Annotated in this window: 23 protein-coding genes; 5 read left to right on the top strand and 18 right to left on the bottom strand. The window is 68.4% G+C overall.

Annotated elements, in window-relative coordinates; all coding sequences use genetic code 11:
- Window positions 1–13 precede the first annotated feature (13 nt).
- From murC to D2V04_RS09200, 15 genes are all read right to left on the bottom strand, one after another.
- The gene (murC, locus tag D2V04_RS09270) at window positions 14–1435 is read right to left on the bottom strand and encodes a UDP-N-acetylmuramate--L-alanine ligase (RefSeq protein WP_119513314.1); all 1422 of its coding nucleotides are present in this window, start codon (window positions 1433–1435) and stop codon (window positions 14–16) included.
- On the bottom strand, window positions 1432–2613 hold the full coding sequence (gene murG / locus D2V04_RS09265) for an undecaprenyldiphospho-muramoylpentapeptide beta-N-acetylglucosaminyltransferase (protein ID WP_119513312.1): 1182 nt from the start codon (window positions 2611–2613) through the stop codon (window positions 1432–1434). The genes murC and murG overlap by 4 nt, the downstream gene beginning before the upstream one ends.
- Window positions 2610–3836 carry an FtsW/RodA/SpoVE family cell cycle protein gene (locus tag D2V04_RS09260; protein WP_119513310.1) on the bottom strand — a complete coding sequence of 409 codons (1227 nt, stop codon included), beginning with the start codon at window positions 3834–3836 and terminating at the stop codon, window positions 2610–2612. The genes murG and D2V04_RS09260 overlap by 4 nt, the downstream gene beginning before the upstream one ends.
- Complete coding sequence (murD, locus tag D2V04_RS09255) at window positions 3833–5191, bottom strand: UDP-N-acetylmuramoyl-L-alanine--D-glutamate ligase (protein WP_119513308.1); 1359 nt, start codon at window positions 5189–5191, stop codon at window positions 3833–3835. The genes D2V04_RS09260 and murD overlap by 4 nt, the downstream gene beginning before the upstream one ends.
- Window positions 5188–6258, bottom strand: a complete 1071-nt coding sequence (gene mraY, locus D2V04_RS09250) for a phospho-N-acetylmuramoyl-pentapeptide-transferase (protein WP_119513306.1) — start codon at window positions 6256–6258, stop codon at window positions 5188–5190. The genes murD and mraY overlap by 4 nt, the downstream gene beginning before the upstream one ends.
- Entirely contained in the window at window positions 6259–7731 is a 1473-nt protein-coding gene (locus D2V04_RS09245) for a UDP-N-acetylmuramoyl-tripeptide--D-alanyl-D-alanine ligase (protein WP_119513304.1), read from the bottom strand.
- A complete protein-coding gene (locus D2V04_RS09240; protein WP_119513302.1) occupies window positions 7728–9197 on the bottom strand; it encodes a UDP-N-acetylmuramoyl-L-alanyl-D-glutamate--2,6-diaminopimelate ligase in 1470 nt (489 codons plus the stop codon). The genes D2V04_RS09245 and D2V04_RS09240 overlap by 4 nt, the downstream gene beginning before the upstream one ends.
- A complete protein-coding gene (locus D2V04_RS09235; RefSeq protein WP_119513300.1) occupies window positions 9194–10915 on the bottom strand; it encodes a peptidoglycan D,D-transpeptidase FtsI family protein in 1722 nt (573 codons plus the stop codon). Before D2V04_RS09235 ends, D2V04_RS09240 begins: the two co-directional genes overlap by 4 nt.
- Window positions 10912–11421, bottom strand: coding sequence for a hypothetical protein (locus tag D2V04_RS09230; RefSeq protein WP_228766342.1), 510 nt, complete (start codon window positions 11419–11421; stop codon window positions 10912–10914). The genes D2V04_RS09235 and D2V04_RS09230 overlap by 4 nt, the downstream gene beginning before the upstream one ends.
- Entirely contained in the window at window positions 11421–12365 is a 945-nt protein-coding gene (gene rsmH / locus D2V04_RS09225; RefSeq protein ID WP_119513296.1) for a 16S rRNA (cytosine(1402)-N(4))-methyltransferase RsmH, read from the bottom strand. Before rsmH ends, D2V04_RS09230 begins: the two co-directional genes overlap by 1 nt.
- Entirely contained in the window at window positions 12362–12880 is a 519-nt protein-coding gene (locus D2V04_RS09220) for a division/cell wall cluster transcriptional repressor MraZ (RefSeq protein WP_119513294.1), read from the bottom strand. Before D2V04_RS09220 ends, rsmH begins: the two co-directional genes overlap by 4 nt.
- Before the next feature lie 320 nt (window positions 12881–13200).
- Window positions 13201–13980 (bottom strand): Gldg family protein, encoded by a 780-nt coding sequence (locus D2V04_RS09215; protein WP_119513292.1) that lies wholly within the window; start codon window positions 13978–13980, stop codon window positions 13201–13203.
- Window positions 13961–14326: a hypothetical protein gene (locus tag D2V04_RS09210; RefSeq protein WP_119513290.1), complete on the bottom strand. Its 366-nt coding sequence runs from the start codon at window positions 14324–14326 to the stop codon at window positions 13961–13963. Before D2V04_RS09210 ends, D2V04_RS09215 begins: the two co-directional genes overlap by 20 nt.
- 30 nt (window positions 14327–14356) lie before the next feature.
- Window positions 14357–15358 carry a cysteine synthase A gene (locus D2V04_RS09205; protein WP_119513288.1) on the bottom strand — a complete coding sequence of 334 codons (1002 nt, stop codon included), beginning with the start codon at window positions 15356–15358 and terminating at the stop codon, window positions 14357–14359.
- Between the two features lie 130 nt (window positions 15359–15488).
- Entirely contained in the window at window positions 15489–15806 is a 318-nt protein-coding gene (locus tag D2V04_RS09200; RefSeq protein ID WP_119513286.1) for a 2Fe-2S iron-sulfur cluster-binding protein, read from the bottom strand.
- A gap of 88 nt (window positions 15807–15894) precedes the next feature.
- Here D2V04_RS09200 and D2V04_RS09195 point away from each other — a divergent pair, with 88 nt between their 5' ends.
- Together D2V04_RS09195 and D2V04_RS09190 are read left to right on the top strand one after the other, a co-directional pair.
- Complete coding sequence (locus D2V04_RS09195; RefSeq protein ID WP_119513285.1) at window positions 15895–16512, top strand: DNA-3-methyladenine glycosylase family protein; 618 nt, start codon at window positions 15895–15897, stop codon at window positions 16510–16512.
- 71 nt (window positions 16513–16583) lie between these two features.
- A complete protein-coding gene (locus tag D2V04_RS09190) occupies window positions 16584–17390 on the top strand; it encodes an SDR family oxidoreductase (RefSeq protein ID WP_119513283.1) in 807 nt (268 codons plus the stop codon).
- On the opposite strand, the gene D2V04_RS09185 is transcribed toward D2V04_RS09190, so the two are convergent.
- Entirely contained in the window at window positions 17387–17713 is a 327-nt protein-coding gene (locus tag D2V04_RS09185; RefSeq protein ID WP_267463453.1) for a 4a-hydroxytetrahydrobiopterin dehydratase, read from the bottom strand. The genes D2V04_RS09190 and D2V04_RS09185 overlap by 4 nt on opposite strands.
- Before the next feature lie 23 nt (window positions 17714–17736).
- Here D2V04_RS09185 and ccmA point away from each other — a divergent pair, with 23 nt between their 5' ends.
- Window positions 17737–18324 carry a heme ABC exporter ATP-binding protein CcmA gene (gene ccmA / locus D2V04_RS09180; RefSeq protein WP_119513279.1) on the top strand — a complete coding sequence of 196 codons (588 nt, stop codon included), beginning with the start codon at window positions 17737–17739 and terminating at the stop codon, window positions 18322–18324.
- The gene (locus tag D2V04_RS09175) at window positions 18321–18974 is read left to right on the top strand and encodes a heme exporter protein CcmB (RefSeq protein ID WP_119513277.1); all 654 of its coding nucleotides are present in this window, start codon (window positions 18321–18323) and stop codon (window positions 18972–18974) included. Before ccmA ends, D2V04_RS09175 begins: the two co-directional genes overlap by 4 nt.
- Before the next feature lie 33 nt (window positions 18975–19007).
- On the opposite strand, the gene map is transcribed toward D2V04_RS09175, so the two are convergent.
- Both map and D2V04_RS09165 read right to left on the bottom strand, forming a co-directional pair.
- Window positions 19008–19835, bottom strand: a complete 828-nt coding sequence (gene map / locus D2V04_RS09170) for a type I methionyl aminopeptidase (protein ID WP_119513275.1) — start codon at window positions 19833–19835, stop codon at window positions 19008–19010.
- Window positions 19836–19903: 68 nt separating this feature from the next.
- The gene (locus D2V04_RS09165) at window positions 19904–20722 is read right to left on the bottom strand and encodes a DUF4163 domain-containing protein (RefSeq protein ID WP_119513273.1); all 819 of its coding nucleotides are present in this window, start codon (window positions 20720–20722) and stop codon (window positions 19904–19906) included.
- Window positions 20723–20758: 36 nt separating this feature from the next.
- Here D2V04_RS09165 and D2V04_RS09160 point away from each other — a divergent pair, with 36 nt between their 5' ends.
- On the top strand, window positions 20759–22147 hold the full coding sequence (locus D2V04_RS09160) for a leucyl aminopeptidase family protein (protein WP_119513271.1): 1389 nt from the start codon (window positions 20759–20761) through the stop codon (window positions 22145–22147).

The raw sequence follows: 22147 nt of genomic DNA, 5'->3' as shown, positions 1-22147 counted from the left end.
AACTGGTCCATCGTCATGTCGCCCGCTCCCGGCCGATTGCATCGGCAAGGCCCGCCGCCCACTTGGTGATATCGCCCGCACCGAGGCAGACCACCAGATCGCCTTCCTCGACTTCACCCGCCAGAGTCCGCGCCAACTCGGCCTGATCGGCTATGGTCGTCGCCGCCCGGTGACCGCGCAGCTTCAGACCGGCAACCAGTGCGTCGGAATCGACGCCCGGCACCGGCTCCTCGCCTGCGGCATAGACCGGGGTGACATAAACCTGATCCGCGTCGTTGAAGCAGTTCTGGAAGTCGTCCATCAGGTCGCCGAGCCGCGAATAGCGATGCGGCTGCATGACGGCGATCACCCGCCCCGCGGCACTGCTCGAGACGCTCTCGCGCGCCGCGGCGAGCACGGCACGGATCTCCACCGGATGATGCGCGTAGTCGTCGATGACGATCGCGCCCGCTACTTCGCCGACCTTGGTAAAGCGCCGCCGTACGCCGCCGAACTGCCCGAATCCGTTGCAGATCGTCTCGTCCGAACACCCCATCTCGATCGCCACCGCGATAGCGGCGAGGGCGTTCTGGACGTTGTGCCGACCCGGCATCGGCAGGCGAACGCATTCGATCCTGCGGTCTCCGTCGTTCCGCTGGCGCACCACCACGTCGAATTCGTTTCCGCCCGGTACCGGCCGCACGTTGACCGCGCAGACGTCCGCCTGAAGCGAGAACCCGTAAGTCACCACGCGCCGGTCGCGGACCTTGCCGATCACCGCCTGGACCTCGGGGTGGTCGATGCACAGGATCGCCGCGCCGTAGAACGGCACGTTATGGATGAACTCGATGAAGGCGTCCTTCACCCCGTCGAAGTCGCCGTAGTGATCGAGATGCTCGGGATCGATGTTGGTGACGACCGCGATCGTCCCGTCGAGCCGCAGGAAGCTGCCGTCGCTCTCGTCGGCCTCGACCACCATCCAGTCGCTGTCGCCGAGGCGCGCGTTGGAGCCGTACTGCTCGATGATCCCGCCGTTGATCACGGTCGGATCGACCCCACCCGCATCGAGCAGTGCGGCGATCATGCTGGTCGTGGTCGTCTTGCCGTGCGTACCCGCCACCGCGACGGTGTTCTTGAGCCGCATCAGCTCGGCGAGCATCTCCGCGCGGCGAACCACGGGAATGCGATGCTCGAGTGCGGCGACGACTTCAGGGTTGGTGCGCCGCACTGCCGTGGAGGTGACGACGACCGCCACGCCTTCGACATTCTCCGCCACATGGCCGATCGCCACGTCGATCCCGCGTGCGCGCAGCCGCTCGACACTCGTGCTTTCGGCGATGTCCGAGCCCTGCACGCTATAGCCGAGATTGTGCATGACCTCGGCGATGCCGGACATGCCGATCCCGCCGATGCCGACGAAGTGGATCGTTCCGATATCGGTCGCGACGCCCTTCATGCCGCGCCTCGTCCGGCGGTTACGCCTTGCGTCGCGCCGCGCGGCTTGTCTGCGCCCACCCGGATCACGTCCATCATCTCGGCCCCGCCAAAGCTCTCGACGAGATCGGCGAGGTCCTTCACCGCGTCGGGCCGGCCGCAGTTCCAGGCCGCGTGCGCCGCGTTGGCAAGCGCTTGCGGATGCTGGGCGAGCGCCTGGATCTGCTTGGCCAGTTCCTTGGGCGTGAACCGTTCCTGCCGGATCATCCGCGCACCGCCCGCCTTGGTCAGCTCGCGGGTATTCGCGGCCTGGTGGTCGTCGGTCGCGATCGGCAGCGGGATCAGGATCGCAGGGCGTCCGACGGCGGTCAGCTCGGCGATGGTCGAAGCGCCCGCGCGGCCGATGAACAGGTGCGCGTCGGCGAGACGCGTGGCCATGTCCTCGAAATATGTGCCGAGCTCGGCGGGAATGTCGTGGCTGCGATAGCGCTCGCGCACCGCGTCGATATCCTCCGCTCGGCACTGCTGGGTGATCTGGAGCCGCTGGCGCAGCGCCGGGGGCAGCATGGCGAGCCCGTCCGGCACGATCTCCGAAAGCACGCGCGCACCCTGGCTGCCGCCGGTCACCAGCACGCGCAGCAGTCCGTCTTCGCTGAGGGGCGGAAACGGTTCCTGCCGCAATTGCAGCACCTCGGCGCGCACCGGATTGCCGACGAGGTGGACTTTCTCCGTGTGCTTCGGCTTCAGCCGCGCAATGTCGGGATAGGCGGTCGCGATCGCCTGCACGCGTCCGGCGAGCATGCGATTGACGCGGCCGAGCACTGCATTCTGCTCGTGCACCAGGCTCGGTATGTCGGCGGAGGTCGAGGCGAGCAACGCCGGCAGCGCCGGATAGCCGCCGAAGCCGACCACAGCGCTCGGCTCGAAAGTCTCGAACAGGCGGAGCGCCATCTTGCGGCCTTCCAGCACGGCGCGCGCGCCCTTTATCCAGGTGAGCGGGTTCTTGCCGAAGCGCCCGGCGGGCAGAACATGCGCCGGCAGGAACGACGGCTTGCCCGGGATCACAACGCCCCGTTCGTCGGTGACCAGCGCAACGTGATGCCCGCGCCGTTCGAGCTCGGTCGCCAGCGCGAAGGCCGGAATCAGGTGCCCGCCGGTGCCGCCCGCGGCGAGGACATAATGGCGGTTCGCGCCGGTCATGCCTGTGCCTCCCGCCCCAACAGGCGCTGTTTCAGCCCGGGCGAGGTACGCCGAAGGAACGGATTGCGCCGCGTGATCGCGAGCAGGAGTCCGACCGTGAGGCACACCGCGATGGTCGAAGAGCCGCCGTACGACACCAGCGGCAGTGTCATTCCCTTCGAAGGCGCGAGCTGAAGATTCACGAGGATATTGATGAACGCCTGCCCCCCGACCAGCACCGCGAGCCCGGATCCGGCGAGCAAGGTGAACAGATCCTCCTCGTCCACCAGGCGGAGGAGCACGCGCACGATGATCGCAAGATAGAGCAGCACGATCAGCCCGCAGACGAGCAGGCCGAACTCCTCGCCGATGACCGAGAAAATGTAGTCCGTGTGGGCCTCAGGCAGGCTCATCTTGCGCACCCCGAGCCACAGCCCGCTGCCCGTCCATCCGCCCGCAAGCAGCGTGCGTTCGGCGAGGTCGACCTGATCGTAGGCCGTGCCGCCGGCGAAGAAGTCGTTGATGCGGTTTCGGCCGTTCTCGTAGAACAGGTAGGTCATGCACGAGACGAGCGCGCCTGCGCCGAGCACCATGCCGAGCCGCTGCGTGGACACGCCCGAGAGAATGACCAGCGCGAACCATACGCCGGCGAAGAGCACCGTGTCGCCCAAGTTGGGCTGGAGCATCAGCAGCATGCCGACGGCGCCCATTATGCCGGTCGCGATGGGGATCACCGGCAGGTTCGGATCGCGGGCGCGCCAGGAGATCACCCAGGCGAGCGCGATGGCGAACGCCGGCTTGAGGAACTCGGACGGCTGAAACGAGAAGCCGAGATTGATCCAGCGCTTCGCGCCATTCACCTCGTAGCCGAGGATCGGCACGAGCATCAGCAGGGTGAACATCACTGCGAACAGCATGATGCCGGCGCGGCGTGCATTCTCGCGCGAGAGCATCGCGGCGGCGAACATCACCGTCAGGCCGACGATCTGCCAGCGCAAGTGCGCCCAGTAGAAATAGAGATCGGGCAGCGTCTCCTTGGCGGTCGAGAGGCGGCTCGCACTCGCCGGCGATGCCGCCGCGACGGCGGCCGTGCCGACCGCCATCAGCGCAAGAATAAGGAACAGCAGCACGCGGTCGATCTCGCGCCACCAGATCTTCAGCTCCGCGCGCCGCGTGCTGCGGTAGCGGTCGGCCCGCGGTGCGCGCTCGCCGGCGCGGGGGATATAGGGCGGGCTCGTGGTCATGCCGCCGACTTCCCGGCAAAGCAGTCGATCGGTGAATTCGGTTCACCAATGAGCATGGCGACGAGTTCGCGGAAGTATTCGCCGCGCTTTTCGTAGTCGCGGAATTGGTCGAAACTCGCGCATGCGGGCGATAGCAGGACAACATCGCCGGGGCTCGCTGCGGCCATTGCCAGGCGGAGCGCCTGACACATCAGTTCCGCCTTCTCGACACGCACCCGGCCCTCCAGCAGTTCCGCGAAGCGCGGCCCCGCCTCGCCGATGGTGTAGGCGGAGGCGACATTGCCGAGGAACGCCTCGCACTCGCCGAGCCCGTCTTCCTTCGGCAAGCCGCCGACGATCCAGTGAATGCGCGGACGCGGATCGGGCGGATAGGCCGCGAGCGCCGGCGCGGCCGAGGCGGGATTGGTCGCCTTGCTGTCGTTGACGAACAGCACGCCGCGATGGTCGGCGACGATCTCCATCCGGTGCGGCAGGCCGCGGAAGCTCGCCATGGCGGCGAGGATTGCATCACGCGCCGCGCCCAGCTCCTCGCACAGCGCGGCAGCGATCGCCGCGTTCTCGAGGTTGTGCGGCCCCTGCAGCGCCGGCCAGCGCGCCTGATCCCCGGCGAGATCGGCGCGATCCGCGCAGACCACCCGCCCAGCGGGCCGTCGAGCCCGCTCGGCAGCGAAGACCGCATCGGTCGGCTCGTCCGCGCAGCCGAACACGGCGAACTGGTCCGCCGCCTGCATTGCAAAGAGCCGCGCCTTGGAGGCCGCATAGGCCGGGAAATCGCCATAGCGATCGAGATGGTCGGGGGTGACGTTGCCGAGCGCCGCGGCGTCGCAGGCGAGCGAGTGCGTCAGATCGATCTGGTAGCTCGACAGCTCCAGCACGTAGACGCCGCCTTCGGGCAACGGCTCCTGCGCCAGGATCGGCAGCCCGATGTTCCCGCCCATGCGCGCGGGCACGCCAGCGCTTTCGAGGATGTGGTGGACGAGCGCGGTCGTGGTGGACTTGCCGTTGGTGCCCGTGATGCCGACCATCTTGTGCGCGGGCAGCGACCCGCGGGCGAGCGCGAACAGCTCGATGTCGCCGATCACCGGCACGCCGAAGCGCGCGGCCCGTTCGGCGATCGGGTGGGTGTTGAGCGGCACGCCCGGCGAGACGACCACGCCGTCGAAGCCCGTAAGATCGATCTCCAGCGGATCGGCCAGGCGGGCCCGGCCGCCCACCTTGTCGCGCGCCACGTCCTGCCGGTCCCACGCGACGACCTCCGCCCCGCTGGCCAGCAGGGTGTCGACCGCGGCCAGCCCGGACCGGGCGAGACCGAGGACCGCGTAGCGTTTGCCGCAGAAGGCGCCCGAAACGATCATCGCAGCTTCAGCGTCGCCAGGCCCATCAGAGCGAGCACGATCGCGACGATCCAGAAGCGGATCACGACTTTGCTCTCGCTCCAGCCGAGCTGTTCGAAATGGTGGTGAATCGGGGCCATGCGGAAAATCCGTTTGCCCGTACGCTTGAACCAGAAAACCTGAATGATTACCGAAAGCGCCTCGACCACGAACAGGCCGCCGACAATCGCGAGCACGATCTCGTGATGCGCTGCAACCGCGATCGCGCCCAGCGCGCCGCCCAGCGCGAGACTGCCGGTGTCGCCCATGAATACCGCCGCCGGCGGCGCGTTGAACCACAGGAAGGCGAGGCCCGCCCCCATGATCGCGGCGCAGAAGACCGCTAGCTCACCGGCGCCGGGCACGTAGGGAATGCCGAGATACTGCGAATAATCGACGCGGCCGACGAGATAGACGATCAGCGCGAAAGTGCCCGCGGCAATGATCACCGGCATGGTCGCCAGTCCGTCGAGCCCGTCGGTGAGGTTCACCGCATTGCCGGCGCCCACGATCACCACCGCTGCGAAGACGTAGTAGAACCAGCCGAGCTCGAAACCGAGATTGTTGAAGAACGGCACGTAGAGGAACGTGTTGATCTGGCCCACCACGATCCACGAGGCGATTCCCGCGACGATGAACTCGAGCAGCAGCCGGACTTTGCCCGATACGCCGTGATGGCTCGACTTGGAGACCTTGTCGTAATCGTCGAGGAATCCGATCACGCCGAACCCCACGGTCACCGCGAGACAGGCCCAGACGAACGGGTTCTTCAGATCCATCCACAGCAGCATGGAGATCACGAGCGAGACGAGGATCATCAGCCCGCCCATCGTGGGCGTGCCGCGCTTGGCCAGATGGGTCTGCGGCCCGTCCTCACGGATCGGCTGCCCCTTGCCCTGGCGCACGCGCAGCATGTTGATGAAGCGCGGCCCGATGAGCAGGCCGATCAGCAGCGCGGTCATCAGTGTCGCACCGGCGCGGAACGTCTGATAGCGGACGAGGTTGAGGGCGCCTTCGAAACCCAGCCACTCGGCAAAGAGGTATAGCATTCAGCCGTCCCGGCCGCCGTGATCCCTGGCGGCGAAATGAGTAACCAGCCTGCCGAGACCAACCGAGTTGGAACCCTTGACGAGGATCGCATCGCCAGCCGCGATGCCGAATTCCTCGAGCGCCGCGATCGCTTCGGCAGGCCCATCGCAATGCGCGAACGTCAGCCCGCCCGCAAGCGCACCGCCTGCGCCTTTCCCCAAGTCCTGTGCGAGCGCGCGCATTTCATCGCCTACCAGCACCGCGTGGTCGACTTTCGCCTCCGCCAGCGGCTCGGCAAGCTGCGCGTGGTAGGGCGCGGAGAAATCACCGAGTTCCTTCATGCTGCCGAGCACGGCGATCCGGCGCGAAGCCGGCGTCTGGCCGAGCTGACGCAAGGTCGCGCGCATCGAGGTGGGATTGGCGTTGTAGCTCTCGTCGATCAAAAGCGCGCGGCCGCCGATCGCGGCGATGCGGTGGCGTGCGCCGCGGCCCTTGAGCCCGCCCATTTCCGCCAGCGCGAGCCCGGCCGACCCGAGATCGCCGCCCGCCGCCCGCACTGCGGCCATGACCGCGAGCGAGTTGGCGATCCAGTGTTCGCCCGGCTCGGCGACCGAATAGCACAGCCGCGTATCGCCGAGATCGGCCGTCACCAGCGCCCCCCCGTTGGCGGCGGGGATCGCGTCCAGCAGCCGCAGGTCGGCATGCGCGGCGCGCCCGAACGAGATGATTTTTGCTCCCGCGGCGAGCGCCTGGTCGCGCAGACGCTCGAAATGGGGGGAATCCGCCGGGATCACGGCCGTGCCGCCCGGTTCGAGCGCGGTGAAGATCTCCGCCTTCGCATCGGCGATCGCCTCCTCGCTGCCGAGGTTCTCGATATGCGCGGGCGCGATGGTCGTGATCACCGCAACCTGCGGGCGGACCTGCGCGGTCAGCGCGGCGATTTCGCCGGCGTGGTTCATCCCCATCTCGAACACGCCGTAGCGCGCGCGCACCGGCATCCGCGCGAGGCTCAGCGGCACCCCGACGTGGTTGTTGTAGCTGCGGACCGAGCGATGCGCCTGACCGCGGCTGGCGCGGTCGAGCGCGGCGAAGATCGCTTCCTTGACCCCGGTCTTGCCGACCGATCCCGTGACACCGATGCGCACCGCCGCCGAGCGGGCGCGCGAAGCGGCGGCGAGCGCCGCCAGCGCCGCATTGGTGTCGCGCACCAGAATGTGCGGCCAGTCGATCGGCCGGTCGACGACCGCTGCGGCTGCGCCGTTAGCGAACGCCTTGTCGAGAAAGCGGTGCCCGTCGGTCGCTTCGCCCTTCAGGGCAAAGAACAGGTCGCCCGGACGGACGTCGCGCGAGTCGATCTCGACGCCGGCAACCTGAAACGCGCCGCTGGCGGTGCCGCCCATGGCCTGGGCGAGCGCAACCGAGTCCCACAGCGCCAGTCCGAGGCTGTCGCGCGGGCGGACGGGCCAGGCCCGCAAGGCGCGATGCGCGCTCATGCCTCGGCCCCCTGCGCCGCAGCGCATTCGCGTGCAACGGTAACATCGTCGAATGGCAGTACCCGCATCATTTCCCCCGAACCAACGATCTGGCCCTGTTCGTGGCCCTTGCCGGCGATGAGCACGATATCATCCGCCTCGGTCATTTCGATGGCAGCGCAGATCGCCTTGCGCCGATCGCCGATTTCCATGGCGCCGGGCGCGCCTGACATGATCGCGCTGCGGATCGCGGCCGGGTCCTCGCTGCGCGGATTGTCGTCGGTCACGATCACCGCATCGGAATGCTCGCTGGCGACGCGGCCCATCTCGGCGCGCTTGCCTGCATCGCGATCCCCACCGGCCCCGAACACGGTGATCAGCCGCCCGCGCACATGCGGACGAAGCGCAGCGATCGCCGCTTCCAGCGCATCGGGCGTGTGGGCGTAGTCGACATATACCGGCGCGCCGGACTGGGCGATCACCGCGCGTTCCAGCCTTCCCCGCACCGGCTGCAAACGCCCGACGCCATCCAGCGTCGCTGCCGGGCGGCCGCCGGTGGCGATCACCAGCCCTGCTGCGACAAGCGCATTGGCGACCTGATAGGCGCCGATCAGCGGCAGGCGGATCGTGCGCCGCTCGCCGGCATGCTCGACCGTCAACTCCTGCCCCAGCTGCGTGGGGGTATGCGCGATCAGCCGGATATGCTCGCCCCGCTCCCCCACCGTCAGCACGCGCAAGGAACGCTTGCGCGCATGCTCGATCGCGCGGTCGGCCCACTCGCCCTTGCCCGTCCAGACGACCACGGCCGCGTGATCCGACACCACTTCGTCGATCAGCCGCATCTTGGCCGCGAAATAGTCCTCCATCGTCGCGTGGTAGTCGAGATGATCGCGGCTGAAGTTGGTGAAGGCGGCGGCCGAGACCGGCAGCCCCTCGTTGCGGAACTGCGACAGCCCGTGGCTCGAGGCTTCGTAGGCGACATGCGTCACGCCCTCGCGCGCCAGGCCGCTCATGTTCGACAGGAAGGTGACGATATCGGGTGTGGTGAGGCCGGTCGAAACGCTCTCGTCCGAGGTCGTGACACCCAGCGTGCCGATCGACGCGGCGCGCTCGCCCGCCATGCGCCAGAGCTGCCGGGTCATCTCGACGGTCGAGGTCTTGCCGTTGGTCCCCGTCACCGCGACGATCGTCTGTGGCACGGGTGCGAAGAACTTCGCCGCAAGCCGGGCGAAGGCGCGGCGCGGTTCGGCATCGGCAATGTGGACCGCGCCCTCCACCTGCACGTCCGGGCGGGCGACGATCGCCACGGCCCCCGCAGCGATCGCAGCCGGAATGAAATCCTCGCCGTTGACGGCGCTGCCCCGGAAAGCGCCGAAGACCGTGCCGGGCGCGACCTTGCGGTGGTCGATCGCGAAGCCCGTGACCTGAAGGTCGGAGTCGCCGCCCGGCACCATTCCGGCAGCGCTGAGCAGCCGCGCCAGCCTCACTTGTCCGCTCCGCCGATCAGCGGCCGCAGATCGCTGATGTCGACGTCGCGTGCATTGTCCGGACGCACGCCGAGCAGCGGCCCGATCCGCGGGATGAGATTGCCGACGATCGGCGCGGCATTCCAGGCGGCGGTCCGCTGGAACGAGCTGGCCGTGGTGCCCTTGGGCTCGTCGAGCATGGCGACGACGACGTAGCGCGGGCGGTCCATCGGAAAGGCTGCGGCGAACGTCGAGATGAGCGCGCTGTGCTGATAGCCGCCGGCGCCCGGCTTCTCGGCCGATCCGGTCTTGCCGCCGACGCGGTAACCCGCCGCGTTGGCGTTGCGGCCGGTGCCGTAGACCGCGATCATCCGCAGGAGCTGGCGCATCCGCGCACTGGTCGAAGCCTTGAACACCCGGCGTCCCCGGGGCGCTTCGCCGGCCTCGAGCTTGTGCATCGTCGCCGGCCGCCAGATGCCGCCGTTGACCATGGCGGCGTAGCCGCTCGCGAGATGCAGCGGGGTGACGGCGATGCCGTGCCCGAAGCCGACGGTCATCGTGCGGATGCGCGACCAGTCCTCCTTGGGCCAGAGGGGCATGCCGCGCGCGGGCAGCTCGATATAGGGCCGCTCGTTCATGCCGAGATCGATCATCGTCTGGCGCAAACGTTCCGGGCCGAGCTCGTCCGCGATCCGCGCCGTGACGGTATTCGACGAATGGATCAGCGCTTCGGGCACGTTGAGCGTCGCGCCGAGCGGGTGGCTGTCCCTGATCGTGTAACCGGCGATGGGCACGGGGCCCGCGTCGTAGCGGTAGCCGAAGTCGCGCACCACCCCGGCGTCGATCGCCGCGGCGACAGTGAGCGGCTTGAAGGTCGATCCGAGCTCGTAGACCTGGTTGGTCACCCGGTTGAACATGTACGATTCGCCCTCGGCGTCGATCTTGTTCGGGTTGAACTCGGGCAGCGAGGCAAGCGCGAGGACTTCCCCGGTGTCGACGTCGAGCACGATCCCGGCAGCGCCGAGCGCGTTGACCGCGAGCATGCCGCGGCGCAGCTCGTCCTCCAGCGCGCCCTGCACCCGCACGTCGATCGACAGCGCAGCCGGCTCGCCGCGATGCGCCGGGTCGGTCAGGCGCTTGTCGAGGACCTCCTCCATTCCGACCTGGCCGTTGCCCATCGCGTCGACATAGCCGAGCACGTGCGCGGCCATGCGCCCCTGCGGATAGTAGCGGTCGGTCTCCTGCGGCATCTCCAGCGCGAGCTCGCCGATCGCCTGCACCCGGTTCGCGTCCTCGGGCAGGACGCGGCGCCGGATATAGCCGGGCTTGCCCGAGGCGAGCTGCCCGGCGACCTCATCCACATCGAGGTCGGGGAAGATCGCTGCGAGTTCGGCTGCGACCTGTTTGGGGTCCTTGACCAGTGGCTCTCCGTCCTCGCCCAGCGCATCGGGATTGTACCACAGCGCATAGGCCGGGAAGGCCCGGGCCAGCGGCACGCCGTTGCGGTCGGTGATTTCGCCGCGCGGCGGGAGAAGCGCTTCCTCGAGCGAGGCGACGGTGGTTGCCCGATCGCTGAGGCCGAGGAAGGCGATCCGCACGAGCGCGACGACGCCGATCGCAACGAACAGCAGCGCCAGCCACAACGCCCGCCACCGCGCGACGGTGAGCGAGCGCTGGCGGTTGGTGATGAAATGAACCCGCCCGACCGAAATCGCCGTGCTGACGGTCAGCGCATTCATTCGGAGAACTCTGCGAACGCCGTCTCGAACGCGACCTTGTCGGACAACCGGTCGGAGAGCGAACGCGCGGTGGCGACCCGCTCTCCCTCCGGGCGATCCTCGTCCGTGTCGGCGGGCTGGCCGGTGACGGGAGACACCATCTTCGGGAAGCTCGTCGTCTCGGCAGCGGGCGCGCGGGCCACGCGGATCGGTTCCGGTCCGCCGATCGCGCGCGGCAGACCGAGCGCAGCGAGCTCCCGCTCGTTATCGAGGAACTGGTCGGCCCGCGGCGCCTGATAGCCGAATTCGACCCGATTCCAGTTCGCCAGCTGCTGCTGGTTCGCGCGCGTTTCGAACTCGGTTTCGAGCAGCAGGTTCTCGCGCTCGAGCGCGATGATCTGGCGTTCGGCCAGGCGCACCTCACTCTTCACCGCGTTGACCCGGAAGGTCAGCACGACGAATCCGGCGAGGCAGATGCTGAGCACGACGGCCCACCCGATCTGACGCATGCGGCTACCGACCGTCATCATGCCGCCTCCCGCGCCGGCGCGGCAGTGCGGACCGCGTGGCGCAACACGGCCGAGCGCGCGCGCGGATTGCGCGCGACCTCGGCCTCGCCCGGGCGCACGGCCCGCGATATCTTGGTGAAGACTGCCGGCGCGGCCTGAACCTGCGGCAGATGGCGCGAGCCGGCGGTCACGGCCGAAGCCTCGCGCAGGAAGCGCTTCACGATACGGTCCTCCAGGCTGTGAAAGCTGACGACCGCAAGCCGCCCGCCTTCGCGCAGCAGGGCTTCGGCGGCGGCAAGGCCGGTCATGAGTTCGTCCAGTTCGGCGTTGACGTGAATGCGGATCGCCTGAAAGCTGCGCGTCGCCGGGTCTTTCGGCGCGCCCGCGCGGTAACCGAGGGCCTTGCGCACCACGCGCGCCAGATCGCCCGTCGTTGAAAGCGGCCGCGCTGCGACGATCGCGCGCGCGACCCGGCGCGACTGGCGCTCCTCGCCATAGCGGTAGAGCACGTCGGCGATCTCCGCCTCGTCGGCATTATTGACGAAATCCGCAGCATTGGGCCCGGACCGGCTCATGGTCATGTCGAGCGGCCCGTCGGCCGAGAAGGCGAAACCGCGTTCCGCCTGGTCGAGCTGCATCGAGGACACGCCGATGTCCATCGCCACGCCGTCGACTTGCGCCATGCCCGCCTCGCCCAGCGCCTCGACCATCTCGGAAAAGCGCCGCGGGTGGAGGACGAGGCGCGGGGGCTGCTCGGACGTTTCCGGCCAGGTGCGGCCGGCGGCGATCGCGTCGGGATCGCGGTCGAAGGCATGGACGGTCGCGCCCGCGTCGAGCAGCGCCCGTGTGTAGCCGCCGGCGCCGAAGGTGGCGTCGACGATCACGTCGCCCGCGGCCGGGGCGAGCGCCGCGAGCACTTCGTCGAGAAGCACCGGGACATGCGGAGTTGCGGCGCCGCTCATTTGCGCGCCGCCTTGGCTTCCTGCTCGGCGACGAGATCCGCGCAGGCACCCTTGGCGCTCGCCCAGTCGTCGTTCATCCGCGCCAGTTCGGCCGGGTTCCAGATGGTGAAGAAGCGGCCGAGTCCGTGGAAGTAAAGCTGGTCCTCGATCTTTCCGAGACGCACGAGGTGCGATGGCATGATGAAGCGCCCGCTGTCGTCGAACGGGACGCGCATGTAGCCGAAGAGCTGCGCGGCGCGGGTGTCGCGGTCGAAATCGAGCCCGCGCTTCCAGGCCATGTCCTCTTCCCGGTCGAGCTGCGCCTCGAGCTCGTCATGGCGCGAGAGGCCGAAGCCGACGAGGCAATCGAGCTTGGGATGCTTGTCGATGCAGAGGATCCGGCCGTCGCTCGATTCCTTGACGAGGTTGCGGAAGGCGGACGGCAGGACATAGCGGCCCTTGTCGCCTGCCAGCGACAAGGCCTGACCGCTAAATCCTGTGAATTTCTGCGCCTCCGGCACCGGGTCCGCCCCCATCACCCAAAGGGTTTGCTCCTGCGGACATGCCTTCCCCGCCTCCGCCAGCGCGCAAACACTGGCGGCTCACCCCGCGAATCGGGACGCAGCGCGAGACGACCTGTCCGATAGAAGGCATTTCTAAACCGGGTAGATGCGGGAAGAAAGGGAAATTTAGGGGATTATAGGGGATGAGTCTGTAATCCATTGCTAAACAAGCAAAAATTATGGGCACCACCGCTCTTGCAGGTGTTCGCAAGGGCACGGATTCCCCGCAGATTCCCGCGCGATCCCGCACGGAGCCCCATCCCGTCCCGTAAAATCCCCGGTTGTGCCGATACTCAGCGCCGAGCGTCGCTGAAGGCGCTCGCGGTAAGCCATTCGAGCGCGTCGGCCCGCACCTCGCCTCGCTCGCCGTCCGCTTCCTCGAACAAGGCAGCATCGGCGACCACTGTGGCGACGCCCGCCTCGATGGCGCACTGCGCGAACAGCCGGTCGTAGGCGATCCAGCAATCCTCGGTGCTGGTCGGGTAGCCGTCGACCGGATGGAGAGTTCCCGCGAGATTGACCGGGATCGGCGTGGTGTCGGTGGCGATCGTCCGCTCCCCGGCGGTCTGCTCGGGATCGAAATGCATCTCCAGTCCCCAGCGGCGGAGGATCGGCGAAAGCAGCGCGACGTCCTGCGGCCGGCGCCGATCGCCGATCGCGAAGCGCGACTCCACCGTCAGCATCGGATCGGCGAAGACCAGCACGTGGCCGCCCGCCCGGACCCAGTCGTCGAGCGCGACGTTCTCCTGCGGCGACAGCGCGCGGGGCTGGGCCAGGAGAAGGACGTCGATATCGTCGAGATCGCGCGCCGCGCCGCTTTCCGGTGCGGCGAGCGTATCGAGCGGGAAGAGTTCGAAACGATCGTCCAGCGCGCCGCGGACCCAGCCGGGGTGGGCCTGCCGGTTGAGCATTTCGGACATGTCGGCGGCTTCCGCCCAGTAGATCGGCAGCGTGGTGAAGAGTCCGAGCACAGGCTTGGGGCGCCCTGCACCGGCGAGCCCCCAGCCCGCAAGCGCAATGACGACTGCCGTCGCTGCGGCGAGAATCGCCAGCTTATTCCGGGTCAGGCGCATCGTCCGGATCGAGCACTATCACCGGAACTTGCGTGGACGTCGGCGTCGGTTCCGGACGGACCGGAACGTCGGGAACCACGCCCGCGTCGGCCAGAGGATCGTTCTGCTGGCTGTGCACCGGAGGCAGCACGGTCGCCGCGGCATCGGGCACGCTGGCCGCCTCCGTGCGGTTGGCGCGGTCCATGATCACGTTGGCGAGAGCCAGCATCAGCACGATTGCCGCCAGACCGGAGAGCCCGACCTGCAGCCGGTGCAGCGACTCCGAACGCGTGCCGGCGATGCCCACGGCCGTTTCCTCGGGGCCGCCCCGGCGCCTCGCACCGAGAATGTCGCCTATCCTGCGCATGCTGTCAGGCTACGCCATCGCGCAGGCCAGTCAATCGCGTTCGAGCCAGTCGAACACCGGGAGGCCCTTCGCTTCGAGCCACTCGCGGTTGTAGAGCGTGGAGAGATACCGGAAGCCGGTGTCGCACAGCACGGTCGCCACGCGCGATCCCTTGCCGAGCTGCCGGCCGAGCGCGACCGCGCCGGCGACGTTGATGCCCGACGACAGGCCCAGGCACAGCCCTTCCTCGCGCAGGAGCCGTCCGACCCATTTGAGCCCTTCCTCGTCGGAAACGCGGAACTGGGTATCGATCGGCGCGCCTTCGAGGTTGGCGGTGATCCGGCCCTGCCCGATCCCTTCCGCGACCGAGCTGCCTTCGGCCTTCAGCTCGCCATGCGCGTAGAAGTTGAACAGCGCGGCGCCGTGCGGATCGGTGAGCGCGATGGTCACCGTCTCGTCGAATTCCTTGAGGCCCATGCCGACGCCCGCGATCGTGCCGCCGGTGCCCGCGGCGCAGGTGAAGCCGTCGATCCGGCCTTCGAGCTGTTCCCACAGCTCCGCCGCGGTGCCTTCGATATGCGCCTTGCGGTTGGCGACGTTGTCGAACTGGTTGGCCCAGATCGCCCCTTCGGTCTCCTCCGCCAGACGCCGGCTGGTGTGGACGAAGTGGTTGCAGTCGGAATACTTGGTCGGCGGGACGAGCACGAGCTCTGCGCCGAGCGCGCGCAGGGTCGCCATCTTCTCGCGGCTCTGGTTGTCCGGCATGACGATGATCGTGCGGTAGCCGAGCGCATTGGCGACGAGCGCGATGCCGATACCGGTATTGCCCGCCGTCCCTTCGACCACGCAGCCGCCGGGCTTGAGCTCCCCGCGTGCCTCGGCATCGCGGATGATCCCGAGTGCCGCGCGGTCCTTCACGCTGGCGCCTGGGTTGGCGAATTCGCATTTGCCCCAGATTTCGCAATCGGCCGCCTCGCTCGGCCCCTTGAGCAGAACGAGAGGCGTGTTGCCGATGAGGTCCAGGGTATCGGGAGTAGGCGCAGGTGCGGTCATCAGCCTACAGCTAGGTTTCCCGCAGCGCGCACGCAATGCAATTGCAGTTTGCGCGCGGATATGAGTCCTATGATGTGATGATCCTCAGCTCCTCCCCATTTTGCGAAGCCCAATGGGGAGGATCGGTTCGTCAGTCTTCCTCGGCGATCGTCACCTTCAGACCGTCGAGATCGGCAGTGAAGGGAATCTGGCAGCCGAGGCGCGAATTCTCGTCGCGGTGGTCGCTGCTTTCGAGCAGGTCGTCCTCGTCCTCGCTCATCGCCGGCAGGGCGTCCTTGAATGCCGGGTCGACGTGCACGTGGCAGGTCGCGCACGAGCAGCAGCCGCCGCACAGCGCGAGCAACTCGTCGAAGCCGTTGTCGCGGATGGCCTCCATCACCGTCAGGCCGTCGGCCACGTCGATGGCGGATTCCTCGCCGGCGCGATTGACGACGATCAGCTTGGGCATTGCGTACTCTTCCCCTATGGCCCGGCCAGTACAGGCCGCTTTGCGCGGGCTGCTAGGCAATCGAACGGATGAAGGCAAGCGGCGGACGATGGGATTGACGAGCGAGCAGCTGCGCGAGGGGCTGGACGAAGTGGCTGCGCGCGAACCGAAGCTGGCGGAGGCGCTGTCGCGGGTCGGCTATCCCGAGCCGCGTATCCGCCCGACCGGATACCTCACGCTGCTGCGCACGATCGTCGGCCAGCAGGTCAGCGTCGCGGCCGCCGCGTCGGTCTGGCGCAAGCTGGAGGCGGAACTGGGCGAAGAGGTCGCCCCCACCGAATTGCTGTCGCGCGATTTCGACACGCTGCGCGCCTGCGGCCTCTCGCGTCAGAAGCAGGGCTACGCCCGCTCGCTGTCCGAACTGGTGGTGAGCGGCGAGCTCGACCTGGACCGGCTGCCCGCCGACGACGAGGAAGCCATCGCCGAGCTGACCCGGATCAAGGGCATCGGCCGCTGGTCGGCGGAGATCTACCTGCTCTTCGCCGAGGGACGGCCCGACATCTGGCCGGCGGGCGACCTTGCTGTGCAGGTCGGTATCGGCAAGATCCTCGGCCTCGAGGCGCGACCATCCGAAAAGGAGACTCGCGCACTGGCCGAAGCATGGCGGCCGCATCGCGGCGCCGTGTCGCTCCTGACCTGGCACAGCTACAACAACCCTGCGCTCTGACGAAACGCGGCTGACAAGCCTGTCAGCCCAGTCTATCCCTCCGCCCCGGAGATGGGAGGGAGAATACCGAAATGAGTGAGCGGAAAGCGATCTTCATAACCGGCGGCGGCTCCGGCATAGGCCGGGCGATCGCGCAACTCTTCGGCCAGCGGGGCTGGTTTGTCGGGGTAGGCGACATCGACAACGCCGGCATGCGAGAAACGCTGGCCGGGATCGGCAACGAGTTCACTTACGCGCACAAGTTCGACGTGCGCGACCGCGCCGCCTGGGACACGGCGCTGGAGGCGTTTGCCAAGGCGGCCGACGGGCGGATCGACGTGGTCGCCAACAATGCCGGCATTCCCCTCGGCGGCTCGCTCAGCGAGAACACGGTCGAGGAAATCGACCGCTGCATCGACATCAATCTGAAAGGCGTGCTCTACGGTGCGCAGGCCGCGCTCCCGCACCTGCAGAGGACGGCGCCGGGAAGCTGCCTGCTCAACACCGCGAGCGCCGCCGGCATCTACGGCACCAGCGGCGCGTCGGTCTATTCGGCGACCAAGTTCGGCGTGCGCGGTGTGACCGAGGCACTCGATGCCGAATGGGCCGAGTTCGGGATCCGGGTGCGCTCGTTGTGCCCCGGCTTCATCGACACGCCGCTGCTCGAGCACACGCCCAACGCCGCCAGCAACGAGGCGATCCGCGATCGGGTCAAGGCGGCGGGGCTGGAGATCACGCCGGTCGGCGACGTCGCCCAGGCGGCATGGGATGCGGTGCACGGCGACCGGCTGCACACGCTGGTCGGACAGACGGCGCGCCGGATGGCCTTCGCCTCGCGCTGGATGCCCGGGCGGGTTCGCAAGATGGCGCGCCAGCAGGCGCGTCCGCTCGGCCGCTAGAGCGCGTCGATCGACTTCGCCATGTCGATGTCGCGCTGCGACAGGCCGTCCGCATCGTGGGTGGTCAGCGCGATCTCGACCCGGTTGTAGACGTTCGACCACTCGGGGTGATGGTCGGCCTTCTCGGCCAGCAGCGCCACCCGGGTCATGAAGCCGAAGGCCTCGACGAAATCGGCGAAGGTGAACGTGCGCTCGATCGCGTCGCGGTCGCTTGCGAGCGACCAGCCCTGCAGATCGCCGAGGGCGATCGTGCGTTCTTCCTCGGTGAGTTTGGCGACGGCCATCCGATCTTCTCCGCTTGCGGTCGGCTTGTGAGCAGGCAGCCTTTCGCCTATCGGGCGCGGTCATGCAAGCGATGCTCGCCGCCCGGGACCTGGCCTGCCGCCGCGGCGAGCGACTGCTGTTCCGCGGCCTGTCGCTGTCGTTGTCGCGGGGAGAGGCGTGCCACGTCGCCGGGCCGAACGGGATCGGCAAGACGAGCCTGATCCGCATTCTCGCCGGCCTGCTGCGGCCGTTCCACGGATCGGTCGAATCCCGCGCCTCGATCGCCCTGCTCGACGAACGCCACGCGCTCGATCCGCAGGTTCCGCTCGAACGCGCCCTCGCCTTCTGGAGCGAACTCGACGGCAGCGGCGCTTCCCTGATGGCGGCGCACCGCGAGCGGCTCGGCCTTGCCGAGCTGGCCGACGTGCCGGTGCGCTATCTCTCGACCGGCCAGCGCAAGCGTGCCGCGCTCGCCCGTCTGCTCGGCCAGCGCGCGCCGGTCTGGCTGCTGGACGAGCCGCTCAACGGGCTCGACACCGCCGGAACCGAGCTGGTCGAGACGCTGATCGCGGAGCACCGCGCTGCGGGCGGCACCTGCGTCGTCGCCTCGCACCAGCCGATCAAATTGGTCGAGGCTACCCGTCTCAAGATCACGGATTTCGCGGCGTGATCGGCCGGCTGCTCCTGCGCGACCTTGCGCTGCTGATGCCGGGCGGACGGCGCGGCGGGGCGCTGCTGCCGCTGCTGTTCTTCCTTGCCGTGGCGATGCTCTATCCGTTCGCCGTCGGACCCGACGCGCCGCTTCTCGCGCGAACCGGCGGGGGAGTGATCTGGGTCGCGGCGCTGCTCGCGGCGATCCTTCCGCTCGACCGGCTCGTCGCGCCCGACCTGGACGAGGGCGTGTTCGATCAGCTCGCGGTACGCGGTGTGGCGGAGGAACTGGCGATCGCCGTGCGGATGCTGGCGCACTGGCTCAGCTTCGCGCCGCTGCTGCTGCTTGCCGCCCTGCCCGCTGCCGCGCTGCTGGGGCTGGAACGGGAGACCTTGCGCACGGTGCTCCTCGGCCTGCTCGCGGGCACGCCGGGCCTCGCCGCGATCGGCGTGCTGATCGCGGCGCTGACCGCCAGCCTGCGCAGCGGTGCCGCTCTTTCCGGACTGCTCCTGATCCCGCTCAGCGTGCCGATCCTGATCTTCGGTGCGGGCGCCCTCGCCCGGCCCGACGGCGGCGGACTTGCCTTCGCTGCGGCGATCAGCCTGCTGCTCGTCGCGGTGACGCCGTTTGCGGCGGGAGCGGCGGTGAGAGCTGCTCGGGAGGAGTGATCTCTGTCGTCCTCCCGGAGTGCCAGACCAAGATCACTCGTAAGGCGGCTTGTGCAGGCCCTTCTGGCTCAGGGTGAAAATCTCGTTCCCGTCCTCGGTGATGCCGATCGAGTGTTCGAACTGGGCCGAGAGGCTCTTGTCGCGCGTCACGGCGGTCCAGCCGTCCTTGAGCAGCTTCACCCACGGCTTGCCGAGGTTGATCATCGGCTCGATGGTGAAGAACATGCCGGGGCGCAGTTCAGGGCCGGTGCCGGCCGTCGCCGCATGGACCACTTCCGGCGCGTCGTGGAACAGGCGGCCGACGCCGTGGCCGCAGAACTCGCGCACCACGCCGTAGCGGAACTGCCGCGCATGTTGCTCGATCGCCGCGCCGATGTCGCCGAGCCGGGCACCCGGCTGGGCCTTCTCGATCCCGATCATCAGGCATTCGTGAGTCACGTCGACCAGCCGCCGCGCCTTCAGCGGCACGTCGCCGATCAGGTACATGCGGCTGGTGTCGCCGTGCCAGCCATCGAGCAGCGGGGTGACGTCGACATTGACGATGTCGCCGTCCTTCAGCGCCTTGTCGCCCGGGATGCCGTGGCACACGACGTGGTTGATCGAGATGCAGCACGAATGGGTATAGCCGCGGTAGCCGAGCGTCGCCGGGACCGCCCCGCCCGCCAGCGTCAGCTCGCGGACCTTGTCGTCGATCTCGGCCGTGGTCACGCCCGGCTGCATCAACGGCACGATCGCGTCGAGAATGCTCGCGGCGAGTTGCCCCGCACGGCGCATTCCCTCGAATCCTTCGGGTCCGTGAAGCTTGATGGTGCCGTCGCGGATGACGGTCTCGCGGCTGTCGATCACCTGGTATTCGGTCATGCGGGCCGATGTAGTGCGAGAATGCGCCGATTGCGAGGGCGCATTCCCGCTTTGCAGCCCGAGGGCGCTTACTCCTTCGCGCCGAACGCCTCGCGGTATTCGGGTTTCACGGCTTCGATCACGGCGGCGTCGACCGGGAAGTTGAGCTCGTAACTTCCCTCCGCATAGGGCCCGGCGACATAGGGGCCGAACCAGATGCCGATCCGGTCGAACTTCCCCCCACCGGAGGAGCCGACGAGCACGGTCGCGTCCTTCACGTGCTGGCAGGAGTTGAAGCCGGTGTCATCATCCCCGGCATCGGCCGGAACCGCCTCGCCGCGGCGCTTCGCGCGTTCCGCGTCGAGCGCGTCGCACAGCTTCTGCCCCAGCGCTTCATCGAGCGCCTCGGCCGACTGGAACAGAGCGACTCCGTCCATCCCGGCCTTCGCCTGCTTGTCCCACACCAGCGACTCGAGGCCGTACATCCCGTGCGCCCCGCCCGAGTAAGTCGCGAACTCGCCGGAGAGGCTGAGATAACGCGGGAGATCGGCCACCACCTTCCATTCCTTCGAGAAGCTGTGCGCGCGGTAGGGATAGTCGTTCGCTTCCGCCTGTGTCTGATCGTCCTTCGATTCGGAGACCAGTGTGGCCTTTGCCTCTTCCGCGTCCTGGTCGAGGTGTACGGCGAGTTCGGGAAGCGCGCCCGCAGCCGCCGGGTAGGCGTAGGAGAAACTGTAGAGGTCGTTCTCCTCCTCCACCGTCTTCGCCGCGCCCGCGGCGGCATTGGCGGTAGCGGATGCGGTCGCATCTTCCCGAGCGGCGTCGGAGTCACTCGCATCCTCGGCGGAGGAGCATGCCGCGAGCACGAGCGCGAACGGAGCGGCGGCGGCAAGGGTGCGAAACGACATTGGATTTTCTCCCGAGAATGGCGCTAAGGCCCGAGTATGAGCCATGACACCGACCTTGTTCAAGCAGATCGCGGGCAGGACGCGATTTCCATCCACCTCGTCGCCCGCGACGGCTTCGACAACTGGGTGAAGAAGCTCTCGGCCGGGCAGCGCGCGGCGCTGACGGCGCAGAAGTTCACCGGCGGCGGGTACGAGGTCGGCATCGTGCCCGATGGCGACTCCTGGTTCGCGGTTGGCGGCGTGGCCGATCCGGCGAGCCTGTCGAGCTGGTGCATGGCGAAGCTGGCGGAGTCGCTGCCCGCCGGGACCTATCGCCTCGCCAGTGGAGAGCCCGGCCCCGCGCTCCATGGCTGGCAGCTCGCGCAGTACCGCTTCGACCGCTACCGCAAGGACGACGAACCGACCGGCCCGCGCGTGCTGCTGACCGGCGAGGCCAAGGCGATCGAACCCGCGCTGGCCGAAGCGCGCGCGGTGTGCCTGGTGCGCGATCTGGTCAACACCCCGGCCGAGGACATGGGGCCCGCCGCGCTCGAAGCGGAATGCGAAGCGCTGGCCAAGGCCCACGGCGCGAAGCTCTCGGTTACCAAGGGCGACGCGCTGGAGCAGGGTTTTCCGATGGTCCACGCCGTCGGCCGTGCCGCCGCGCGGCACCACGCGCCGCGCCTGATGCACCTCACCTGGGGCAAGGAGAGCGACCCGGTGCTCGCCCTCGTCGGCAAGGGGGTGTGCTTCGATTCGGGCGGGCTCGACGTGAAATCGGCCGCCGGCATGCTGCTGATGAAGAAGGACATGGGCGGCGCCGCGCACGCGATCGCGCTTGCCGGGCTGGTCATGGGCGCGGGCCTGCCGGTGCGGCTGCACCTGATCGTGCCGGCGGTGGAGAACGCAATCTCGGCCAATTCCTTCCGCCCGGGCGACGTGCTCCGCAGCCGCAAGGGGTTGACGGTGGAGATCGGCAACACCGACGCTGAGGGACGGCTGATCCTTGGCGACGCGCTGGCGCTGGCGAGCGAGCACGGGCCGGACCTGGTGATCGACTTCGCAACCCTCACCGGCGCGGCGCGCGTAGCGCTCGGGCCCGACTATCCGGCGCTGATGACCCGGCGCGACGAGACCGCCGCCGACCTGATAGCGGCAGGCAAGGCGCACGACGACGAACCGTGGCGCCTGCCGCTGCCGGAAGCCTACATCGAATGGCTCAAGTCGGACGTCGCCGACACCAACAACGCCCATGCCAATGCCTTCGCGGGCGCGAGCGTGGCCGGGTTGTTCCTCGACAAGTTCGTCGGTGAAGGCGTCGACTGGGCGCACTTCGACACGTTCGCCTGGCGTCCCGCCGCGAAGCCTGGACGGCCCAAGGGCGGCGAGGCCTACGGTCTGCGCGCAGCGTTCCATATGTTGCGCCAGCGCTACGGCAATCGTTGA

It is taken from the genome of Pelagerythrobacter aerophilus (assembly GCF_003581645.1).
GTDB classification, from domain to species: Bacteria; Pseudomonadota; Alphaproteobacteria; order Sphingomonadales; family Sphingomonadaceae; genus Pelagerythrobacter; species Pelagerythrobacter aerophilus.
Note: the sequence above shows the minus strand (reverse complement) of the source record. Positions and strands in the feature narration are given on the sequence as shown.